Consider the following 20,087-nt stretch of genomic DNA (forward strand, 5'->3'; position numbering starts at 1 on the left):
GTATGTAATATTTTCATGTTGTTGCTTATGAGGGGTAGTCATGACTTTGACCAAAGCCGAGTTGGCTGACCTGTTGTTCGACAAGGTGGGCCTGAACAAGCGTGAGGCTAAGGACATGGTCGAAGCGTTTTTCGAAGAAATTCGCATCGCGCTCGAGTCCGGGGACAGCGTCAAGCTGTCTGGTTTCGGTAATTTCCAGCTGCGCGACAAGCCGCAGCGTCCTGGACGCAACCCCAAGACCGGTGAGGAAATTCCCATCACCGCCCGTCGTGTGGTAACGTTCCATGCTAGCCAGAAACTCAAGGGAATGGTTGAAAAGCACCATGCCGACAAGCAAGGCTGAATTGCCGCCGATCCCGGCCAAGCGTTACTTCACCATCGGTGAGGTCAGCGAACTGGCCGGCGTCAAGACCCACGTGCTGCGTTACTGGGAGCAGGAGTTTTCACAACTGCGCCAGGTCACCCGCCGTGGCAACCGCCGCTACTACCAGCACCATGAGGTGCTGCTGGTGCGGCGCATTCGCGAACTGCTCTACGACGATGGCTTCACCATCCAGGGTGCGCGCCAGCGCCTTGGACAGGATGGCCAGGCACGGACGCCGATTACGGCGCAGGACGTGCGCGCCGAGCTGCAGTCCATCCTCGATTTTTTGGATGCAGGGATTGGCAAAAGCTGATCCGGCCTCTATAATGCGTCCTTCTTGAGTCGGAGTGTGGCGCAGTCCGGTAGCGCACTTGCATGGGGTGCAAGGGGTCGAAGGTTCGAATCCTTTCACTCCGACCAGTTCAAAGCCTTACGTAGCAAACATTTAAGCCCTGTTGCCGCAGGGCTTTTTTGTTGTCTGAAAATCGACTGTGCGAGTTTTGTGCGACTACGGTTTTCTCGCTCATGCCGTTTTTCTCCGCAGGATGGTCGGCGATACCCGTTGCCGGTGTAACGCGGCGCGCACTTTGGCACCCGTTTGCGGACGTTTTGGCACCGGGATCGTACGCTGAAACACCGAGTTTTGCGCTTTGATTGTCACTCTCGCTGCAGCCAGCCTGCTGCTGGTTAGAACAGCCCGCCGAGGGCATCAGGCTCCCAGTTGGTAATCACCAGTTCCCGGCTGGTTTCAGGCGCGCCATGCGCATTGGCAGTGCTGTACTTAATATCCAGCCCCTCCATCCAGAAGCCATCAAACGCCGCTCGAATGTCAGGGTGATCGTTGATGCTGACCATCACCTTGCCTTTGCATATCCGCATCGCGGCCGCGAGCTGCTCGTATTGCTCGAACCCGAACGGGACGCCATAGCCTTCGGTCTGCCAGTAAGGTGGATCAGCGTAGAAAAAGGTATGCGAGCGGTCATAGCGCTTCATGCAGTCCTGCCAAGTCAGGTGCTCGACATATGTGCCGGCAAGCCGCAGATGAGCTGCACTGAGGTTTTCTTCAATGCGGCAAAGATTGATCGCAGGGCCGGTCGTCGCCGTGCCAAATGTCTGCCCGGTCACCTTCCCTGCGAAAGCATGGTGCTGTAGGTAGTAGAAACGCGCCGCACGCTGTATGTCAGTCAGAATTTCCGGCCTGGTCATCTGCTGCCATTTGAACACCTCTCGGCTGCTGATTGCCCATTTGAATTGGCGTACAAATTCCTCCATATGGCTCTGCACGACCCGGTAAAGGTTTACCAGTTCGCCGGACACATCATTCAGCACCTCAACCGGGGCAGGAACATGGCGCAGGAAATACAGAGCAGCTCCTCCACAGAACAGCTCGACGTAGCATTCATGAGGGGGAAACAGCGGCAGCAACTTATCAGCCAGGCGTCGCTTGCCACCCAGCCACGGGATGATAGGACTGGAGTCCATCACCTTCTCCTTGTCGTGGCGCTCCAGGGCGCTCGGATGGGAGGCTCTCGGCCTTCAGATGATTCATGGCCCGGCAACGCGGGCACTTGATCAGCAGTTCAAGGTATCGGCCAGAGGCCAGTTTTCGGCCACACTGGCCACAGCGAATATCATTCATTTCTGCAAGCCCTTAACGGGTGACAATTAATCCGCTAGACTGGCCGCGCTTTCAGCGCTGAAGGCGGCAGCCTTGGGGTGACTTGCAGGTCTGTTCTGCGGGTCAGCTGGCCGGTTGAGTGCTCTAACACCCAGCCGGTCGCTGTCTTCTATCTGAGGGTTTCAAGTTCCTTACGCAGCACCACAGCCTCGACATCCAGCTTTTTGAGCTTATCCTCGTCTTCACTTGTCGCCGAACCTGCGATATGCGCACGCAGCGGCCGCACCGACTCGGCGTCGATCTGATCCAAGCGCACTCGAATCTCGGCAGCGCGTGCACGCTTGGTGCGCCGGTCCGACGCATCGGTTGCAAGATGCCGCTCGATGACCTGGATAATCTTGGTTTCATCGGTGCCCGGAGTAGGAAACAGCATCAAGCAGGTTCCGGCCGTTGACAGTCCATAGCTGCTGCCACAGGCAGAAGCCAACTCATCGGCCAGCACCTCAGGGTCATAGCTCGGAAGGATGCCAGATGGCAACGGCGTGATTACATAGTTCATATCAGCTCCTCGAATCCATGGTCAGGTGACGCTGCACCTGCAGGCTGGTACTGGTGCCAGCGCCAACCGCCCATCGAACATCAACACGATGCAGACCGAGAGTTGTGCGGAATACCCCTTTAGCGAATACCGGCGACCAGTTACCAAGATTGGTATTGAAATATGTTGATGGGCCGCTGATACCGTCCAGCATTACCGTTGAGTTGGTCTGATTGCCCTGGCCGCTGTTGGTCTGCACATCACGAAAGTCAACGTCAAAGCTAGAGCCGATGACAAATGATTCCATGTCCATCAGCAACACAGGGCTCGTACTTGCCGTCGTTGGAGAGATGGCAACACCTCGGCGAAAATCTCTGAATACGCCTGCATCTCTTCCGTCGATATAGCCATGGTTGAGACCACACAGTTTGCGGACACTTCTCGGCGAGCCATCACCAGCCAATCCAGGCAGTATGGAAGACTGATCGCCCGACCAGTAGGCGAATTCCGACAACGTGGCCCCCTGGGCGGCAGCAGGAAGCAATGGCCCAGAAGAGCAGATTCTTAGATAGCGCGTGACAACGTCGCCATTGGTACCTGCCTGCGTCGTTGTATCGCCGAAAATGATCTGGTTTGCCGCCGACGCCGCCGTCATCTGCCCGGTGCCGTCGATAACCAAGCGATTATTCAGCAGGACGTAGTAGTCGCTACCTCGTCCGACCAGCGCGAGCGTATTGTCTTGGTGCATATCACACTGGATATACACGCGGGTACCAGAGCCGTTATCGACGCTGAAAAAGTATTCCTGCAGATCGAGGGAGATGGTCTTTGCCCCATCCGAGACGGAAATCTGGCCCACACCACGAATGGCCGAGTTGTCTCCGATAGCGACGTGGCCGCGCCAAACGACAGCCCAGCCCGTGGCGTTAGTCAGTCCTGCGTTTTGTCGGGTGTAGTAGCCGGTATCGCCAGAGCCATAGCCGCCGCGATTTTGGTACAAGCTTCCGCCCGACACGCTGACCGCATTTGCCTCTGATGCCGACCCCGCCCATGTCCAGCCAACAGCACTCGGAAGTGCTGCGAACGAATGCAGCGATGCGGCGTCCCAGGCCGGCACCAGCGGCAAGCCGCCACCGAGCCAACTGGTAGCCTGATCGCGCCAGCCTTCAGACATGCTAAAGGTCTGCGCAGTCAGGGGTTGTCCTACCGTCACCCCATCGACGTACAGCCGTAGATAGTCCGCACCATCGCCGACACAGCGGTAGCTGACTGCCACGTCATGTGCGCCGGCGGCAATGCTGGCGGTTCCGGTCACGTTGGCCGAAGTGCGGTCGGCACGGTACAGCGTCACCGTCGGATAGCCTTGGGCGGAGGTGCCCAGTACCAGGCGGTCATGATCTATTCCAGCGCCAACGTCATAGAGCGTGCCGTTTACCTGCACTGCGCCGCGATAGAGAATCGTACCGCTTTTACCATCGAAGTAGCCGCGCGCCGGCTGGCAAAGCAACTTCGACTGGTTGACTGGGGTTCCTTGGGTAAAGGTCAGCTTTTGGTCGAACATCCCGCCTGCAGTCAGGAATCGCTTGATGTTTGGGAGCATGAAGCAGGCGCATGCGGTCGCAGCTAGGCCATTGGTCGTGAATACACCATTGTTCTTACGCGTCGCTACCCCGAACGGGTAACGCGATGCATTCGTTGCCTTGACGCAAGGGCAATTCGAACCATTGATGGCCCCTGAGCGCGAGAGCACAAATTGATATTTCGTCCCCGCGCCCAACTCGATAGGGGCATTAAATGTAAACAGATACCACTCTCCGACATTGTTGCTGGTGAGCAGCTTGCACGGAATCGACTGAGACGTCGCTAACAATGCGCCAGGAATCCCGTTGTTGTCGGAGTAGATCGAGAGGGTCACGCTGTCCGTCGGGTTCCCCGCTTTGTACAGCTTGAAGAACACCTTGTCGTAGCTGCCGGTCTCGCTCAGCACCACCGGCTGGGCATAGTCGCCGCACACAACGTCAGAGCCGATCGCATGCGCGGCATCATCCTGCACATTGCCCGTTGCCGCATCGAAACGGTATAGCTGTCCGGTAGTGCTATCGATCAGCTCCATGCCAGCCTGTGCACCGCCCCACTGCTGATTGAACCAACCTGGGAGCCAGCCGGCTCGGTAGACATCTCGCCAGCCGCCATCGTTCGATGGTGCCAACAGGCTGGTCGGGGCGGCACAACTACCGATACCAGATAGCGCAGCCTGCATTTGCTGCATCTGAACAGCATCTGTTGGCTTCGTCGCCTGACCAACAGTGAATGCCGTCTGGACACCTGCCGCATCGGCTTTCTTGCCGAGCATTTTGCCAAAGGCTTTAAGTAACTGATCGGCCTTTTCCGAGTCAGGGGCAATCTCATTGGCAGCCAACACCGACAGAATCTCGGCCTGGACAGACCTTGTTGAGTCCTGGACTGCGTTTAACCACTTGGCGGTAACGATGGTGCCTGCCTCGCCACTTGCCGGGTTCCCGTCATGAAAGGCACCATCGGGAGAGTCAATCTTATCAATCAAGTCGCGCACGGCTAGGTCTCCTGATACGCAAAGTACACAAAAGTGAAAGCGGGCTTGAGGTCGTCAAACAATGCTTCGATCACTGGATCTCCGAACGTAATGAGTCGCTCACCGGAGGCGGATTGGCCGGCCCGGAAGTTGTATGCCCGCAGACTTCCGGAGTGCACCACGACCTGCCAAACCCAGATAATGTCGGGAACCCACAGGGTGTCTCCCGCTCGACTCAAGCCGGCTCGAAACGGCTGCGGCTCATTGATCGTGATGCGGTAACCCAGCCCATGGGCGAGCCGGATGAAGTACGGGATCGACAGCCCGCCGGTTTCCGCCAGCTTGGCCAGCACGGTCTGCAGGCGTTGTTGGTAGGTGGCACCAGCGGACGGGACCACGCCGCAGACCCGCTCCCAGTCTGGAATCAACTGCTCAGCAAAGAACGGGGTGATGGCCCCCTTTACGCGGCCGGCACTGGCGAGTGCGCCATCAAGAGATTTACCTTCGGCGGCCAGCTCTGCCTGCAGGCCCGGTTCGGATGGGGCATAGCTGACAGGAGGCAACAATAGCGCCAGCAGAGAGTGGTGACTCATGCCATCGGCCTCACCCGGACCGCCCCGAGTCGTACCCATTCGATCCGGGTCGCATCGACCACCGGAACGACATTGCCGGCAGGCAAGGTCACAACCCGGTCCGTCACCCCGGCAATATTGGAGACAATGGCTTCGATACGGCTTTTGATGGCGGTTTCTGCCGGCGCGATCTGGCCATCGTATTGGCGTAGCGCCTCCTCGATCTTCGATTCAGCGGCTGCGAGCGACAGGCCCGACAGTTGCACCGCGATGTCCGCGTCGTAGACCCGTTGAGTCGGGGCCAGCGCCATGGTGTTCTTGGCGGTGACGGGCCGTTGATCGTCGATGTGTGACTGGACTGCGGCAACGGTTTCAGCCGATGGCATGCCGCCTGCCGAGGTCAGCACAACGTCGACCGTGCCCAGGCCCCGGCGCAACGGATACACGTAGGCGGCAGTGACGCCCGGCACTTCCATCGCCCAGCGGCGGAAGTCGTACTTGTTCCCGCCAGCAGGTGGACGTCGAATCAGCTCAAGCAGGCGGGCCAGCAGCTCGCTATCGGACTCGTCATCGACCCCGCCGGTCATGGTGACGATGATCGCCTGGCTGGAAATGCCGGAAGGTGCTGCGGTTAGCTCGACAACGCTATCCGTTACAATGTTTCCCACCGTTCCGACCGTGCTGGCTGCTGCAGTTACGGTGGCGTGGCCAGTCGCATCCATTACGCCAGACTGGGTGGTGACATAGGACTGGTCGCCGCGCTTTGCCGCCAACCCAGCAGCGAAAGCCATCCCCGGCGTCCCCGTCATGCGGATCGACCCTTTGGCCGCTACGGCCGCCTTGCGCGACAGCCCCCGCAAGCGTGCGTGCAGCTCCAGATACTCGCGGTCAGCTGTATCGGGGAAAATCTGGCGGACGATCCATGCCTGGTGCTCGTACAAACCCTCAACGGCACTGGCTACCGAGGTAGCGCGAATGAAGTAATCACTATCCGGGCCGACATCGGCATCCGGCAGTTGATTCTTCAAGTCACGCAGCAGGGCGTCGCGGATGGCAGAGAAGGATGGGATGGCAAATGGCATCAGGCAACCCTCACCGGATGCTTGAAGCGCTCAACACGGCCGCTGGCATCTTCCACTACAACATGCAGCAGCAACCAGCCGGGGCGCACGCGCGTTGCCGTGACTTCTATGCTATTGGCACGGCTATCATCGACCAGCGGCGCCAGGGCCTGCTCGGCGTACTGCCGTGCCAGTACGTAGACTCGGCTCACATTCTTCTCGCGCTGCAGCTCGTGCAGGCGAGACCCCAGCGTCGGGTCTGCCCAGTAGCTGCCCAACGGGGTGGACAGGCGCAGGTAGACCGCATTGGCCAGAGTGTTGGTGCGGGAACCGGCATAGTCGCCGGTTTGCGGGTTGATTAAAGCGTCCATGCCCCGATTGTCGGGGCATGGCGATATCTACGGAATCATGAACAACTTCAGTGAGCTAGCGATTCTCTGGATGAATACGCTCTGCGACAATTTGACGGATATGCTCTGCCGATAGCGGATATAGCGGCTCACCTAACTCTTTCCATTTGCGAAGCATACGAGCATACAGCTCATATGTTGGGCAATGTGAATTCAGCGCATTCCTTTTCAGGGTCGAGGAGAAGCGTCCTGCTTTCGCTAGGGCCTCTGCAAAGAGAAGCATTTCTGTTTCGTTATTCCCGTCGAATCCGTGAAACGTTACATCGTGCTCATCAATATCTTGTCGCTCCGACTCAGGAAGGTTTTGATAGCTGGACTTGAGGGTCGAGAGTAGTTCTAGAGTTTCGAGAACATGTTGCTCGATCCCCTCACTCAATTTGTCGGAGAGAACGCTATTTAGAAAACCATCATACAAAAACGCATGTCCGTCACGAAGCTGCTCCGCCGTCTGCTCATACTCCTCTGCATCAGGCCCTCCATCCATCTTTTCGAGCTTCGACAAGATTTCATATTGATTGGCAAGAATTAAGCGCTCAACATCAGTTAAGACCAGTTTCTTTCGCATTTTGTCTCTATCCAACATGATTAGAAACAAAATTAAACGTATGAAATCTGCTTGGCGTCAAGCCTTGCTTTCTCCTTAAACGGCTATACGGGTTCATCGGTGACCCCGCCAGAATCTCCTGGGTGCTTGTGGTGCACCAGGCTCTTGCCGCTCGCCACCACATCGCCATCCGTAGAGATACCTCCACCAGTCTGCCGCACATCGCCACTGAAGCTCGCGCCGTCACCACCGCTGACAGCCAGGCCGCCCTGACCAGTGATCTGTCCCTTTGCCGTGACCGCAGTGCTGGCCGTCAGCATCGGCGTATTGAAATCGGCTTTATCGCTGGCGTTGACTTCCCACGTCTTGCAGTTGACTTTAAACTCGTCGCAGTCGGTCTCGATCAGTCGACCGCGCTTGAGTACGATCTTTGCCCCCTCATCGGTGTAGAGCGCAACCTCGCCAGGTGCGAGCGCCTTGAGCCGATAGCTGCCATGCTCGGTGGCGATGACGATGCCGTGGCTGGTCTTGCCACCCACAGGCAGAATGACGGCCATCGATCCGGGTAGCGGGTTGCTGGTGAAGCCGTAGTCCTGGAACAGTTCAAGATCCTGCAGCGGCTCACCGGCAAGGCCATCGCCCTTCACCAGTTGCACAGACGTCCCGCTATTGACCAAGGTCAGTACGCCACGAAATGCCTGACGCACGCCAGCCATGGCGCGGCGAATGCGTTTGTCCACGTCAGCCCACATCGACAACCTCCACGCCCGCGTCGGCTTTACCATGGCCTTTGCGCTTCTTGCGGCCGTTATGCGGATGGGCGTCGAGCACCCAGGCGCGGTCTTCTTTCAGTGTTAGCGTGGTGGTTCGTCCCAGCCCACGGCCGCCCTGGAATTTGCGCGCCATCATAAAAAACACCCCGTCGATTTCATGCGGCTCGCTGACGACATGAATACGCTGGCCAGGCTGCCACAGCTGCCCGTCGCTGGTGCGATGACCGCTAACCTTGGCGATCAGGGTGAAGCCCTTGAGCCGCGAGTCGGACAGCAGCTTGCGCGCACGTGCTCGGGCAATCTCGGTGTTTTCGGCATCGTGGTCGACCACAATCCGCGGCCGGTAGACGGCCACGCCGGTATCGCGCACGGTGTTCTTCAAGGCATGCTTGCCACCCTCTACTGCCGTGCCATGCGCCTGACCCAGCACGGTGATCTCCGAGTAGCGCTCGGCCATGCTGCGCACCCGCCGCAGGCTGATCAGATTGTTGCCGCGCCCATCACGCTTCATGATCAGGCTGGCAACCGGCGGTTTGCTATAGTCCGGACCGCCGATCACCAGCGTGCCATCCGGCTCGAACCAGGGCCACAGGCCGTTGGCCTCGGCCGCATGGACCAGCACATCCCAGGCGGTATCTCCCGGCTCGACCGCAACCTTGTCGGATGAGCGGGTCGTGGCGGCATCGATGCGGATCTTGCTCAAGCCCAGCGGCTTGACCACGTTGGCGACCACTTCCGCCAGCGTCGCCTGCTTGGCGGTAAAGATCGGCGCGCTACAGTCGGTCAGTATCGCCGCGCCATCTCGGCCGCTGAGGGATAGCGTATGGCTGTCTTTCTCGACGCCGTCCTCAATATCGTCAATGCGGCCCGTCAATACGGTATCGCTACCGATGCGCACCTGGACCTGGGCACCTTCCTTGACGGCCGCCGGAAATTTCCCCTCCGGAAGCCCAAGCTCGACGCGCCAGGCGTCCGCCGGGATCAGCAAATCCGAGTCGATCTCGTAGCGGGTCCAGCGGCTATGCACCCGGCCGCCGATCAGCAAACTCACGGTGTTATCGGGCGTAGGCATACAGGACATCTCCCGCCTGGATGGCATTGGGGTTGATCAACTGGGGGTTGAGGCGGGCCAGTTCCTGGGCGCGGGTATAGTCGCCGTACCAGCGGAATGCGACCAGGTGCAGGTTGCCCGGCGCCTCGACGGTCCGGGTCACCAGCGGCGGCTGCGCCTCGATCACGGCTGCTGCAGCGTCCTGCACCGCCAGCGCCGTATCTTTCAGCGCCTCGGTGATGGGGCGCAACGTTTCCAGCGGAAACTGGTCACGGTGGTTATCAATGGCCTGCTGCAGCGCATTGCGCACATCGTTGCTTATCTGCTCGATGTCCTTGGGCGACAAGGTCGGCTGCTCAGCCTCGTCGGCAAGGATCTGGCTGGCCGTCTCGGCCAGCGTCGTGGCCGCCGCGACCTGAACCACGGTCGTGACCAGCGCCACATCCGCCGCGTTGGCCGGGATGGGCTTGCTATCGGCGAGGGCGGTGCTGCTGTCGCCAGACACACTGCCGGAGGAGACCTTACCAGGCAGCTTCACCACGTTATCGAGCTGCCCGGTCAGGCTTTTCCAGTCGGACTGGATCACGCCGGCATCGAAGCCGCGCAGGTCAGCCATGCCACCGATCAGGCTCGCGACATCACTGGCAAAGGCGCGCGGGTAGTCGATCAGATCCAGCGTGGTGCCAATGATGCCTTGTACCTGGCTACGGATACCCCCCAGCGTTCCGGTCATGACGTCGCGCAGCGCATTGAGGCGCGACAGATTGCCGGCGACGCTCTTGAGGCTGTCGAGCGCCGTGGAAAACGCTTCAATTCCGCCGCTTCTGCCGGTTTCGGCCAACTGGGTGACTGCCTCAGCCTTCTGCGCCGGCAGTTGTTGCACAAAGAATGGGTTGCCGGGGGTGGCTTCGACAAAGGACAGTTCGACCGTGCAGTAATCCGGGCTGTCTGCTTCGTGGACAATCTTGTAGTTGGTCAGCTGCGCCTGCTTGATACTGCCGAATACCGGATGGACCAGCTCACCATGGCCCGGCTTGTCGAGCTCCTTGAGAAACGTCTGTAGCCTGGTCTCGTAGTCCGAACCGAAGAACACCGCCGAGATATCGACCGTGCGCGCCTTGCGCCCCAGGTCTTCGACATCCGCGCCATCCATGTAGGCATATTCGTGACTGGCAGTGTCACGCGTCGCATTATCCTCGGTCCGCAAACAATCAAACGTGACCCCACGAAACGAGGCATCAAGCAGGGTATCGGCCCAGGCCATCAGTACCTCCGCGCCGTCTGGCTATTGGCCGCGTTCACGGCTGCGACAATATTGCCGTTCTGAACATCGACCGTAACCTTGACCGGAATCGGTTGGCTCGCCACCTGCTGCATCTTCTGTGCAGCCAGATCCAGTTTGGTCGAGGCATTCACGGCTGCCTGCAACATATCAAGCTGAGGGATTGGGGCCGCACCGACTGGCGCGTTCCGTGCACCGGGCTTGGCGGCATCGCTGCCAAATAGGTTTTTCCAAGCAGCCGAGATGAAATCGCCAGCCGGTAGATGCGCTGCGGCCGACCACCAGTTCCCGGCTTTCAGGTCTTTTTGTCCTTGCGCCTTATCGACGTCCGGCAACCCAGCAGCCTTGGCTACCTGGAGCCCGAGAATTGACAAGATCCCGGCCAATCCAGCACGGGCCAACAAGCCACCGGAAGCGGCTACAGGCCCCGCCAGAATGCCGCGCGTCGCTGGCCCGCCTTTGAACAGGTCGGCCAAACCGCCTCCCTTGCCGCCGAGGAGCATTGGCAGCGCAGCCATGCCGGCAGCAGCGGCCAGCGCCGAGATTGTGGTCGTCGCCCCGACTACTGCGGCGGTCAGCCCCGGATACTGGGAGCCGTATTCGGTCAACTTGCCAACGACATCACCCACGGCGTCGTTGAATTTACCGACCGAGTCGTACTCGCCTTGCTCCTTGAGGTTTTCCCCTTGCTGAAACTTGAAGCCAGCTTGCTCTTTGATGAAGCGCTGGTTGATATCAACATCCTGTGCGCCGCCGCCCAAGATGCCGGTCTTCATGTCGCGGTACGATTTCGGGTCAAACAGCATTGGCAGAAGCGCTAACATCGCCTGGCGGTCTTGGATGGTTTTCCCGACCCCGCGCGCTTGCATAATGTCGGCCATGCTGCCATACATCGCCGACTTTTCCTTGTCGTTCTTGGCATCCGCCGCCTGGCGTTGCAGCCGGGAAAATTCCTTATCACTCTCAGCGACCTTACGGACCAAGCGCGTAAAGGCCTCGACCGGGTCCATACCCTCTTGGCGAGCCTGGGCCAGCGTGCCGTACAGATCGATCCCTTTCTCACCCTTTTTTTTGTTTCCCAGCGAGCGAGCGCTGATTTTCTTGAAGTCGGCGGCGGTATCGGCCGAGGTGATTTTTTGCAGAAAGTTGACAACATTATTGCCGGCCTCATCCGTGCCACCCGCCGCCGTTACGGCGAGCTGGCTGGCAGCCAGAATCGAGGCCAGACCATCCGTACCTCGCAGGCCGGACATCCCGCCCATCGCCAGCATCTTCGGCAGCCAGGCGGCCATATCCTTGAGTTCAAAGCCGCCCATCTGACCTGCTTTCAGCGCCATGCCGAGTGCCTTCGGAATCTGGTCAACCGGAATCTTGGCGTTCTGCACCGCAGCCATCACCACATCAGTCATTTCGTCCGCGCTGGAGCCGGCTGCCGTGGCCGCTTTGGAGATCATCGGTAGCAACTTGCCGGCCTCTGTCGGGGAGAAGATCCCTCTGGCGATCAGCTTGTCGAGTGCGGCCGCATTGTCGTTGCTGCTCCCACCCTCCCGGTTTGCCGCCACAATGTATTCTTGAAGCTGCGCCTTGCCCCCTCTGCGCCGTTGCAACTGCTCATCAGTTGACAGCTTCCGGCCGTTAATCTCAGTTTCGTTGAATGCCGTATTGGCCATCTGCGACAGCCGCATGTCGTAGTTGGCCACCCGGCGCATCGGACTGGCAACCACCGCCCCCCCAGCCCATGCGGCTGCTGCGCCAGCCGCCAGCCCCTTGGCCCCGGCGGCCATCCCGCGCTGGAAACGGCTCGTCGTGGCCATCTCACGGCGCAGGCCGGCGACCTTTTCGCGCATCGCGTCGTAGGCACGCGCTTGCTCCTTGACCGACATCGTGCCGCTGCTGGCCAGACGTTGGTAGGCCGCTTCCGTTGCACGGATCTCGCGCTGGATGGTGCGCTCGGCCCGAACCCCCAGTTGCTCGCGGGCGCTGGCCATGCGTTGGCTCTCACGCGACAGGCCGATGACGGCCCGCGCGGTGCGTTCCGCTACGCGCTGGGCACCGTCGTCGCGGCCTTTGAGTACCAGAGCAACTTCAAGATTACGGGGCATGTTTAATGAGGCTTCTTGTTACGCTGCGATTTAATCTTGCGAGTCTCGCCGCCGGTCGGCTTGGCTTTACCGCCATACAGCCGGTTCACAGCGGCGAGATAGCCTTCGAATTCGGCCGCGTTCAGCTCTCGGACGCGGGACTCGGCGATGCCGTGCTTGCCGAGGGCAACGACGGCGAGTCGGAATCCGGCGAGGTGGGCTTCGGCCGCATCCGCTTTTTTTTAAGGCGATCCCGCGCTGCCGACAGCACATCGTAGTCGTCATCGACCAGGCTGCTGTCCAGCAACTCGTAGGTGATGGCTTCGCGGGGGATATCGCCCAGCTTCACCAGGCAGCGCGCCAGCATCCCGGTATTCAGGCGCAGGTTGGAACCTACGCCCAGCTCCTCGATGGCGGCAATGTTGTCACCGACAGTCGGTAGGCGCAGTTCGAAGTCGTAGTGCAGCACGCCACTTTCGGCCGGGTACTCGACGCCATACTGCAGTTGGTCCTTTTCGGTCACCATGACTTATTCCTTCACGTTACGCAGCGACTGGATCTTGAGATCGCGGCGCGCTTCATTGTCGACGCTGTACTTCTCACCGACCTGGGTGGTGAAGCAGTCGAGATAGCTCTCGCGCTTGCCGCCCGGACTGATCGGGTAGATGGTCAGCTTTGCCCCCTCGATGGCGGCCCAGTCGAGATCGCCGGTCAGCGGGATCGCGACGGTGACGTCCAGGTCATACTCGGCGATCCCCTTGGAGAAGCCCTTGGCGCGGCCCGATTTGTTCATCGTTTTGACCAGCTTGCGGCCGGTCTGAGTGTTGACGTTCAGGTCGATGACCTCGACCTCCTTGCCGTCCACTTCCAGCACGATTGCGCCGGCGTATTCCTGCAATGCCATGTTGATTCTCCCGAGTTAGAGCAGCAGATCAATGCGACCGGCGAACACGTGCAAGCCATTGACGACGTCCACCGGAATCTTGACGTTGAGGCGGTTCTCGTCCTGAAGATCATCCTCAACGATCACCCCATCCTTGTTGGCGTCCACGTTCTCGACGATCTCCAGTTCCTCCAGCTTGTAGAGCACGTCGAGAATCTCGCTACGAACTTTCTCCTTGATGCGCTTGGATTTCTTTTCGCGCGGGAAGCGCAACGCGATACGCTCGCGGCACGCCTTGCCTACGTAATCCAGCGTTCGGATGGTGGTGACATCGAGCAAGGAAACGTCATCCACCCCCTGGGCATCCTTGGTGTAGGTGGTGATGGCGCGCACGATCTGCACCTTGTCGCCGGGGCCGATTTCCAGCGGCGCCAGACCATTGTGGAGTGCTGCCTCCTGCTCGGTTCGCGTCGGCCGCTGGTCAACGGTGGTCACATCCAGGCCGAGCACTTCCAGCGTATTGAGCGGCCGCGCCGGATCTTCCTCACTCGCCAGTACGGCGGCGTAGCCGGCCGCGATCTCGCACGGCAAACGCCGCGAGCCACGGTGCCAGGCGGTAGAGATACGGCCGTTGTTGACTTGCCCGGACAGCGTGGTGCCGTTCGACAGCGTGCCGGGCCAACCTGCCGTGCCTATCGCGCCGCGTTGCTCCATCGGACCCGCCACAAAATCCAGATGCGTGCGCAACGCCGTCAGGACCGACTGGTTGGAAAGTGGTGCCGCGATGATGTTGTGACCGGCACCGGCAATGGCCGCCAGCGCTGCGGCATAGTCCGGATCGATCGCACCCCCTGACATCGCGACGACCGTTGCTTTCAGCCCCGGCGCGGTGCAACTGGCATCGAGCTTGATGTCGTTACCGAACGTCCCCTTGTGTACGCTGGTATGGGTCACCACAGCACCGGCCACCGTACTGGTCACAGGAAGATCCGACTTGATGGCAAGATTCGCCGCCAACCCGGCAGCCACCGCCGTAGCGGTATCGCCGCCGCCGACCGGCACATCGACACGATTGGCTCCGATCCACAACGTCAATACCCCGCTGCTGGTGGCCGTCCCCTCCAGCGTGGTGCTGCCGGTAGCGGCATTACCTGCCGGGTCGGCGACGCCGATAGCCGTCAACTGCAGATACGGGTTGGCTTTGATGGCAGCACGCACCATCAGGAACAACTGCGAGCCTCGCCCGAACAGTTGTGCAGCTTGCTCGTCGCTGAACACATCAACCGGCGTCAGAGCTGCCTGCGTGCCGCTGGCCAACTTCTGCCCCAGTACCAGCACCTTCTGAGGGTTGCCTGGCAGCGTGCGTACTGCCAGCTTGGTATTGAACTCGAAATACTTGCCCGGCTTGCGAATGCTCGACGGAATGCTGTCGAAGCTGATGTTCTGGCTTGCCATCATTCACCTTCTTTCTTTGTGGTTTTTTTGGCACTGTCCATGGACTCCGACACGGGGCCGGTTACGCCGGTATCGGCCCGGCCATCGAACACGATCAGATCGCCCTCGGCCACAATGCGCAGGTAGTACGCGCTGTGCGGCACCTCGACATCGTCGGCCTCGGAGATGTACTCGCGCGGGTTATCTTCCTTCGGCACCTGGATGCCAGGCGCGGCTTTGACTTTCATGACTTGCTCCTGGTAAGGATGTCCTGGGCGTCGGGTACACCGTCGTCCGGGGACAAGTGGTAATAAAGCCCCGTACGCAGCCAGTCCGGGTCGGGCTGGCCGAGCTTGCCTTGGAAGCGGGCGAATACGGCATCGGGACTCGACTCAGCGTCCGGGGCGCCGGCACCCGGCGGGCACGGCCAGTGATCGCGCGGTAGGGCTTCTTCAATCCAGGCCGTCTGGAATTCACAGGCGAACACCGAAAACGCCTGGCGCTCCTGTTGTGTGTTGAACAACGTACGGACCCGGCCCGGCATCAGTTCGGCAATCGGCAACCCGAGGTCCTGTGAGGACAACAACCGGCGCACCGCGTAGACCAGCGAGTAGCTGCCGATCTCTCCCGAGCCAGGGCCGCCGTGCCGGCCCGCCGCTTCGCTACGCACATTGCGGTCGCCCACCATCACCACAAACTGGCCGGTAGCCTTGAACTTCTGGCGACTGGTGCTGGTGGGATCGGTCTTGGAGACACCACCGAACGTCACCCAGGCCGCAGGGAAACGGCGGATGGCTTCCTCCAGCGCCCCGTCCAGTTCGCCGCCATAGCTGCCAACCTCCTTGACCATGCGACCGAGGCCGAGACGCAGACGCGCGATGATGGCGTTTTCGGTCTGGATCAGGATCATCAGAACGCCCCCCCGTTGCGGGCGAACACCCGCGACCCCATGGCGAATTGCACTGTGTTGTCGACCGGGGCCGGCCCGCCGCCAGGCATACCGCCGAGCGTCACCTTGCCGGCGGCCGCCAGCTCCAGGAAACGCACCGCATCGCGATAGCGATCACGGATGTCCTCGGTCAACTGGGTGCCGCTGCCGCACAGGCGGTAACGGGCGATGTCGCAGGCATAGCCACAGAGAATTTTCGGCGGCGTCTCCAGCGGCAACGGGTAGCGACCGCCGATATAGCCGTCGATCTCCACGACAGCACCGGCCAGCGCCTCGGCCAGCACCGCCTCGTCCACCTGACCGGTGTAATCGCGGTCGGTCAGCGCAATGACCTCCTTCTCGCCAAAGCGCTTTACCATGTCGTCACGGGTGGCGTACACGATTAGTCCTCCTCGGCAAGGTAGATCGGTTGGACGGACAGCATCGGCTCGGTCAACAGCTGCTCGAACTCGGCTTCGCTCAGATCCGCCGCCCGGATCGTCGTGACGTCGCGGCTGAACCAGCGACCGGCACGCCGGAAGCTCTCGCACTTGGCCACCACCTTGATGGCGTTCGGTTCGAACGGGCTGGCGGGAGCGGCGTCTGCGCTTTCCGGCTGCGCCGCATCCGCTGCCGCCGGTGCCAGCGTGTTATTGCCGACTTCCGGCTGCACCTTGGCCGTAGACGTGCCCTCCGATGCGATCTCCGGCCCGGTCGTCGACTGGTCGATTTCTTCGACCGGGGTGTCTTGCGATTGGCTTTCTGCCATGATCAGCCCCTCGCTTACGCCACGCTGCCGTCAGAGGCATAGGCGAGCTGCCAGAAACCGTAGCCGCCTGCGGCCCGCGCTTCCGCACCGAACTTGTACTTGCGGCGATTGAACACGTCGTCGGCCTGCGGATCGGTCTGCTGGACGAACACCGCCTTCTTGCGTTCCTGGTAGATGAACGGCTTGATCGGCTTGGTGGTGTCGAGCAGGAACCAGGCGTCATCCGACGTCAGGCGGGCATCGACCACCAGTTCGGCCGTCCCCTTGTACGGGTTGGCCTTGCCGTCATCCAGGCGATCATTGGTCAGCAGCGCCCGCGCGACATCTTCCAGAGCCGGCGGCACCAGGAGCACATTGGGGGTGATGTTGAGCGGACGGCCCTCGTCGTCTTTGAACTTCTTCATCGCCGTGCGGGCCGCACCGTAGCTCGCCTGAGCGGCGGCTTGCGAGGCAGCCGACAGTTTCTTGGTGCCCTTGTTGGAGACCGATTGACCGTTGACGGGATGATCGACATCGAAGAAGTACTGGCCGTCATAGCACAGGGAGCTGAAGCTCTGGTTGACCAGGTCGAAGACAATTTCATCCGGCAGCTGCTTGGCCGAGAAACCGGCCATTTGCGCCTGCGGCGCATAGATGCCGAGGTTGTCGTCGTCGATGTCGTTGCGGTCGACTTCGACGGTCGCTTCCCAGTCGTCGTTGGTGATGCTGTAGCCGGAAGCCGCCAGCGCCTTGACCGCCTTCTCGCCGATCCACTTGCGCATGCGCGGGAAGCTGGACAGCCACTTGTAGTCGTTGGTGCGCGCGGTGGACGGCACCAGCATGGCGATCTTCTGCCACTGACTCGGTGCGGCGTCGAAAGCGTTATTGAAGATGGTCTTCAGGTTGACGAAGATCGCCTTGAGGGTCGATGCGTTGATGATCATGGATGCTTGCTCCTTTAGAGAACCCATACCCCATCGGCGTCGACGGCGACGACGATGCCGGCTTGCGAGCGGGTGTTGGTGCCGTTGGTTTTGGCCACGGTCTGGTTGTCGACGATGAAGCATGGGCGACCGAGGCTGGCCTGGGTGACCGGATCGGTGCCATCGTTGGCGAACTTGAACGCCTTGCCGCGCCGCACCGGCACACCGACGGCACCGTCTGCGCCTGCCGAGTTGTCGATGGCGGCGTCGGCCATGCCGAGATAGGCCAGCGTGGTGGCGGTGGCTCCGGGCGCGCCAAAGCCACTGGCGTTGGCAACCACGATTGTGCCGGCCGGAATCTTTACGCCCGCAGCCACCGGAACGACGATCAGCTCGCCGTCCTTGAACGGGGTATTGCGGTCTTGGGTAGTGGCGGTCATGGATTACTCCTTCATTGCTGCGGCTACGACCTTGGGGTCGTTGCCAAACATGCTGCAAACGGCCAGCGTGTCAGCATCCAAACCGGCAACCGTGTCGTCGGCCGGCGGGTTGCCCTGGGTTTGGGTGCTCGTCAGCGCGGCGATCTTCGGCGCGGTGGCGAGGTAACCCTTGAGTGCATCGAGATTGGACGTGCCCAGGCCACGCGCCCAGGCTTCCTGGGCGGCGAGCAGGCGGCCATCGGACAGTGCTGCAGTCACCAGTTCGTCCACCTCGCGTCCTTGCAGCTGGGAGGTCAGCGCAGCCACCTGGCCCTGCAGATCGCGCATGGTGTCGACCGACACGAAGCGGGCCGGGTCTACCTGATTGGCCGTCAACGCGGCAATGCGCTGCTGCTGAGTGCTGACCAGGGCGACCAGGTCGACGCTGGCAGCGGCCGTGCCCTGGCCGTCGGAAAGTTGATCGACCAGCTTTTGCAGCTGGGCCTTGATGTCATCGGCCGTAGCGCCGACCGGCAGGTTGAGCAGCCAGCGCAGCTGCTCGATCAGTTCGTCCATCGTGGGGTCCTCCTCGGGGGACGGGTTTAAGGAAACCAGACGCGACAAGGCGGCCACCTGCAGTTCAGGCAGTTCATCCAGTGCCGGGTTATTGGTCAGCGCGACATGCATGAGAACGGCAATGCGACCGTTCTTGTCGTAGGTAAAAACTGGGGAAAGGTAGCGATACTCCTTCGAGACAATCATGGCGGCGGCGCTGGCCGTCCACTCCACGTCGGTGGCGTAGAGGCCATCGTCACGCCACTCCAGCGTATGGAACCAACCACTGGCCGGAGCCGGCTTGCCATTGATTGCGGCATGCAGGGTTTGATGCTCGTAGTCGATTACATAAGGGGTCTCCCGTCGATTGGCTTCAGCGATCAGAACGGCGGCGGCCACCTCATCCAGTCGCCAGGCAGAGCATTCCGCCGGGCGGCCATCGCGGGCGCGAAACTCTCCGGCCGGCAACAGCTTGATGACGCGAGGGGCTTCGCCCTCGGCATTGCCGAGCAGTGAGAGGTCAACCGTCAGAGCGGCGATGAGAGGAGTTTTGCGTGCCATAGCCCACATTGTCGTGGGCGATGGATAGACGGATTAGTTGATGGGTTTCAGTGTGATTATTGGCAGGCACTTGCCCAGGGAAACGGCGGCCGCCAGAATGATAGTCCCATATTTTGGAGCCAAATAATGCGTAGAAATATGAATACCGTTCGGGCCATTCTTGATGCCGCAACCACGGATAATGGAGCGCCAACCCTTGCGTCCTTGCGTAAGCACGTCGCGGACACCTCCGGGGCCGGCACTGTCGAGCAGCAATATCATCTGGATCTATTGGAGCATGCCGGATTCATTCGCTATCTTCCTCAAGACGGCACCGCAAGCTGGAAAAAAGACAACCCTTTTGTAGTGTTGACGTGGCAAGGATGCGATCTACTGGAGTCGATTGAGAAGGAGCATGCAAAAAGGCTTCCAGCATGAAAACCACCCATGTTACGGTCCATGATACGAGCGACGGGTGCCAGTACACTTTTCGTCTGACGCAGGACGATATCCTGGCCATCATTAACATGCCTTTCCTGGGGAAACGAAAGGTCGATCTGCCGAGCTTGCCTGGAGATGCAAACCTCAAGGGAGATGACCTCACGCTCTTTCTTCATCACCCCCATGGTATCGGTGTGGTTGACGCTTCTTTCTCCGCATTACGTCCAGAACTTGAGAGAGCGTTCCAATCCTTTCGTTTTGATGATGACGAAGGCGTTTAAACCCCGTTTAAATTCCTTCGCCAGCCATTCGCCTATACCACCGTCGCCTCAAGCCACGAAAACGCGCCATAACGGCGCGTTTTGCGCTTT

26 protein-coding genes and 1 tRNA gene are annotated in these 20,087 nt (G+C 60.3%); 5 read left to right on the forward strand and 22 right to left on the reverse strand.

From position 1 onward, the window contains the following. The first annotated feature begins 40 nt into the window (after positions 1-40). The 3 genes from JNO51_RS05420 to JNO51_RS05430 all read left to right on the forward strand — a co-directional run bounded on the left by JNO51_RS05420 (position 41) and on the right by JNO51_RS05430 (position 784). Positions 41-343 carry an integration host factor subunit alpha gene (locus JNO51_RS05420; RefSeq protein ID WP_215782000.1) on the forward strand — a complete coding sequence of 101 codons (303 nt, stop codon included), beginning with the start codon at positions 41-43 and terminating at the stop codon, positions 341-343. Beyond that, on the forward strand, positions 324-677 hold the full coding sequence (locus JNO51_RS05425) for a MerR family transcriptional regulator (RefSeq protein ID WP_215782001.1): 354 nt from the start codon (positions 324-326) through the stop codon (positions 675-677). Before JNO51_RS05420 ends, JNO51_RS05425 begins: the two co-directional genes overlap by 20 nt. A gap of 30 nt (positions 678-707) precedes the next feature. After that, positions 708-784 (forward strand) — tRNA-Pro (locus JNO51_RS05430). A 267-nt stretch (positions 785-1,051) separates the two neighbouring features. On the opposite strand, the gene JNO51_RS05435 is transcribed toward JNO51_RS05430, so the two are convergent. The 22 genes from JNO51_RS05435 to JNO51_RS05540 all read right to left on the reverse strand — a co-directional run bounded on the left by JNO51_RS05435 (position 1,052) and on the right by JNO51_RS05540 (position 19,296). Then, positions 1,052-1,846 (reverse strand): DNA adenine methylase, encoded by a 795-nt coding sequence (locus JNO51_RS05435; protein ID WP_215782002.1) that lies wholly within the window; start codon positions 1,844-1,846, stop codon positions 1,052-1,054. Then, a complete protein-coding gene (locus tag JNO51_RS05440; RefSeq protein ID WP_215782003.1) occupies positions 1,794-2,003 on the reverse strand; it encodes a Com family DNA-binding transcriptional regulator in 210 nt (69 codons plus the stop codon). The genes JNO51_RS05435 and JNO51_RS05440 overlap by 53 nt, the downstream gene beginning before the upstream one ends. 148 nt (positions 2,004-2,151) lie before the next feature. After that, the gene (locus JNO51_RS05445; RefSeq protein WP_215782004.1) at positions 2,152-2,541 is read right to left on the reverse strand and encodes a hypothetical protein; all 390 of its coding nucleotides are present in this window, start codon (positions 2,539-2,541) and stop codon (positions 2,152-2,154) included. 1 nt (position 2,542) lies between these two features. Beyond that, positions 2,543-5,092 (reverse strand): choice-of-anchor R domain-containing protein, encoded by a 2,550-nt coding sequence (locus tag JNO51_RS05450; protein WP_215782005.1) that lies wholly within the window; start codon positions 5,090-5,092, stop codon positions 2,543-2,545. A 2-nt stretch (positions 5,093-5,094) separates the two neighbouring features. Next, positions 5,095-5,664, reverse strand: a complete 570-nt coding sequence (locus tag JNO51_RS05455; RefSeq protein ID WP_215782006.1) for a YmfQ family protein — start codon at positions 5,662-5,664, stop codon at positions 5,095-5,097. Next, complete coding sequence (locus tag JNO51_RS05460; protein ID WP_215782007.1) at positions 5,661-6,725, reverse strand: baseplate J/gp47 family protein; 1,065 nt, start codon at positions 6,723-6,725, stop codon at positions 5,661-5,663. Before JNO51_RS05460 ends, JNO51_RS05455 begins: the two co-directional genes overlap by 4 nt. Next, positions 6,725-7,075, reverse strand: coding sequence for a phage GP46 family protein (locus tag JNO51_RS05465; RefSeq protein ID WP_215782008.1), 351 nt, complete (start codon positions 7,073-7,075; stop codon positions 6,725-6,727). Before JNO51_RS05465 ends, JNO51_RS05460 begins: the two co-directional genes overlap by 1 nt. Positions 7,076-7,130: 55 nt before the next feature. After that, positions 7,131-7,679 carry a YfbU family protein gene (locus tag JNO51_RS05470; protein WP_215782009.1) on the reverse strand — a complete coding sequence of 183 codons (549 nt, stop codon included), beginning with the start codon at positions 7,677-7,679 and terminating at the stop codon, positions 7,131-7,133. Positions 7,680-7,762: 83 nt separating this feature from the next. Continuing rightward, positions 7,763-8,410: a phage baseplate assembly protein V gene (locus tag JNO51_RS05475; RefSeq protein ID WP_215782010.1), complete on the reverse strand. Its 648-nt coding sequence runs from the start codon at positions 8,408-8,410 to the stop codon at positions 7,763-7,765. Beyond that, positions 8,400-9,503: a phage baseplate assembly protein gene (locus tag JNO51_RS05480; RefSeq protein WP_215782011.1), complete on the reverse strand. Its 1,104-nt coding sequence runs from the start codon at positions 9,501-9,503 to the stop codon at positions 8,400-8,402. Before JNO51_RS05480 ends, JNO51_RS05475 begins: the two co-directional genes overlap by 11 nt. Beyond that, complete coding sequence (locus tag JNO51_RS05485) at positions 9,487-10,746, reverse strand: DNA circularization protein (protein ID WP_215782012.1); 1,260 nt, start codon at positions 10,744-10,746, stop codon at positions 9,487-9,489. Before JNO51_RS05485 ends, JNO51_RS05480 begins: the two co-directional genes overlap by 17 nt. Next, a complete protein-coding gene (locus tag JNO51_RS05490; protein ID WP_215782013.1) occupies positions 10,746-12,866 on the reverse strand; it encodes a phage tail tape measure protein in 2,121 nt (706 codons plus the stop codon). Before JNO51_RS05490 ends, JNO51_RS05485 begins: the two co-directional genes overlap by 1 nt. 121 nt (positions 12,867-12,987) lie before the next feature. Continuing rightward, positions 12,988-13,371 carry a hypothetical protein gene (locus tag JNO51_RS05495; protein WP_215782014.1) on the reverse strand — a complete coding sequence of 128 codons (384 nt, stop codon included), beginning with the start codon at positions 13,369-13,371 and terminating at the stop codon, positions 12,988-12,990. Positions 13,372-13,374: 3 nt separating this feature from the next. Beyond that, positions 13,375-13,749 (reverse strand): phage tail protein, encoded by a 375-nt coding sequence (locus JNO51_RS05500; RefSeq protein WP_215782015.1) that lies wholly within the window; start codon positions 13,747-13,749, stop codon positions 13,375-13,377. 15 nt (positions 13,750-13,764) lie between these two features. Continuing rightward, complete coding sequence (locus JNO51_RS05505; protein ID WP_215782666.1) at positions 13,765-15,183, reverse strand: phage tail sheath subtilisin-like domain-containing protein; 1,419 nt, start codon at positions 15,181-15,183, stop codon at positions 13,765-13,767. Next, complete coding sequence (locus JNO51_RS17330) at positions 15,183-15,410, reverse strand: DUF2635 domain-containing protein (protein ID WP_252346193.1); 228 nt, start codon at positions 15,408-15,410, stop codon at positions 15,183-15,185. Before JNO51_RS17330 ends, JNO51_RS05505 begins: the two co-directional genes overlap by 1 nt. After that, positions 15,407-16,072, reverse strand: coding sequence for a DUF1834 family protein (locus JNO51_RS05515; RefSeq protein ID WP_215782016.1), 666 nt, complete (start codon positions 16,070-16,072; stop codon positions 15,407-15,409). The genes JNO51_RS17330 and JNO51_RS05515 overlap by 4 nt, the downstream gene beginning before the upstream one ends. Continuing rightward, a complete protein-coding gene (locus tag JNO51_RS05520) occupies positions 16,072-16,491 on the reverse strand; it encodes a gp436 family protein (RefSeq protein WP_252346194.1) in 420 nt (139 codons plus the stop codon). Before JNO51_RS05520 ends, JNO51_RS05515 begins: the two co-directional genes overlap by 1 nt. Positions 16,492-16,493: 2 nt before the next feature. Beyond that, positions 16,494-16,859, reverse strand: a complete 366-nt coding sequence (locus JNO51_RS05525; protein ID WP_215782017.1) for a hypothetical protein — start codon at positions 16,857-16,859, stop codon at positions 16,494-16,496. Between the two features lie 14 nt (positions 16,860-16,873). Continuing rightward, the gene (locus tag JNO51_RS05530; protein WP_215782018.1) at positions 16,874-17,782 is read right to left on the reverse strand and encodes a Mu-like prophage major head subunit gpT family protein; all 909 of its coding nucleotides are present in this window, start codon (positions 17,780-17,782) and stop codon (positions 16,874-16,876) included. Positions 17,783-17,796: 14 nt separating this feature from the next. Continuing rightward, positions 17,797-18,201, reverse strand: coding sequence for a hypothetical protein (locus tag JNO51_RS05535; RefSeq protein ID WP_215782019.1), 405 nt, complete (start codon positions 18,199-18,201; stop codon positions 17,797-17,799). 3 nt (positions 18,202-18,204) lie between these two features. After that, positions 18,205-19,296 (reverse strand): phage protease, encoded by a 1,092-nt coding sequence (locus JNO51_RS05540; protein ID WP_215782020.1) that lies wholly within the window; start codon positions 19,294-19,296, stop codon positions 18,205-18,207. Positions 19,297-19,434: 138 nt separating this feature from the next. On the opposite strand from JNO51_RS05540, the gene JNO51_RS05545 reads away from it, so the two are divergent. Beyond that, the gene (locus JNO51_RS05545; protein WP_215782021.1) at positions 19,435-19,713 is read left to right on the forward strand and encodes a DUF2513 domain-containing protein; all 279 of its coding nucleotides are present in this window, start codon (positions 19,435-19,437) and stop codon (positions 19,711-19,713) included. Beyond that, positions 19,710-19,997, forward strand: a complete 288-nt coding sequence (locus JNO51_RS05550) for a hypothetical protein (protein WP_215782022.1) — start codon at positions 19,710-19,712, stop codon at positions 19,995-19,997. Before JNO51_RS05545 ends, JNO51_RS05550 begins: the two co-directional genes overlap by 4 nt. Positions 19,998-20,087: the final 90 nt, after the last annotated feature.

This window comes from Paludibacterium sp. B53371 (assembly GCF_018802765.1).
Lineage (GTDB): Bacteria > Pseudomonadota > Gammaproteobacteria > Burkholderiales > Chromobacteriaceae > Paludibacterium.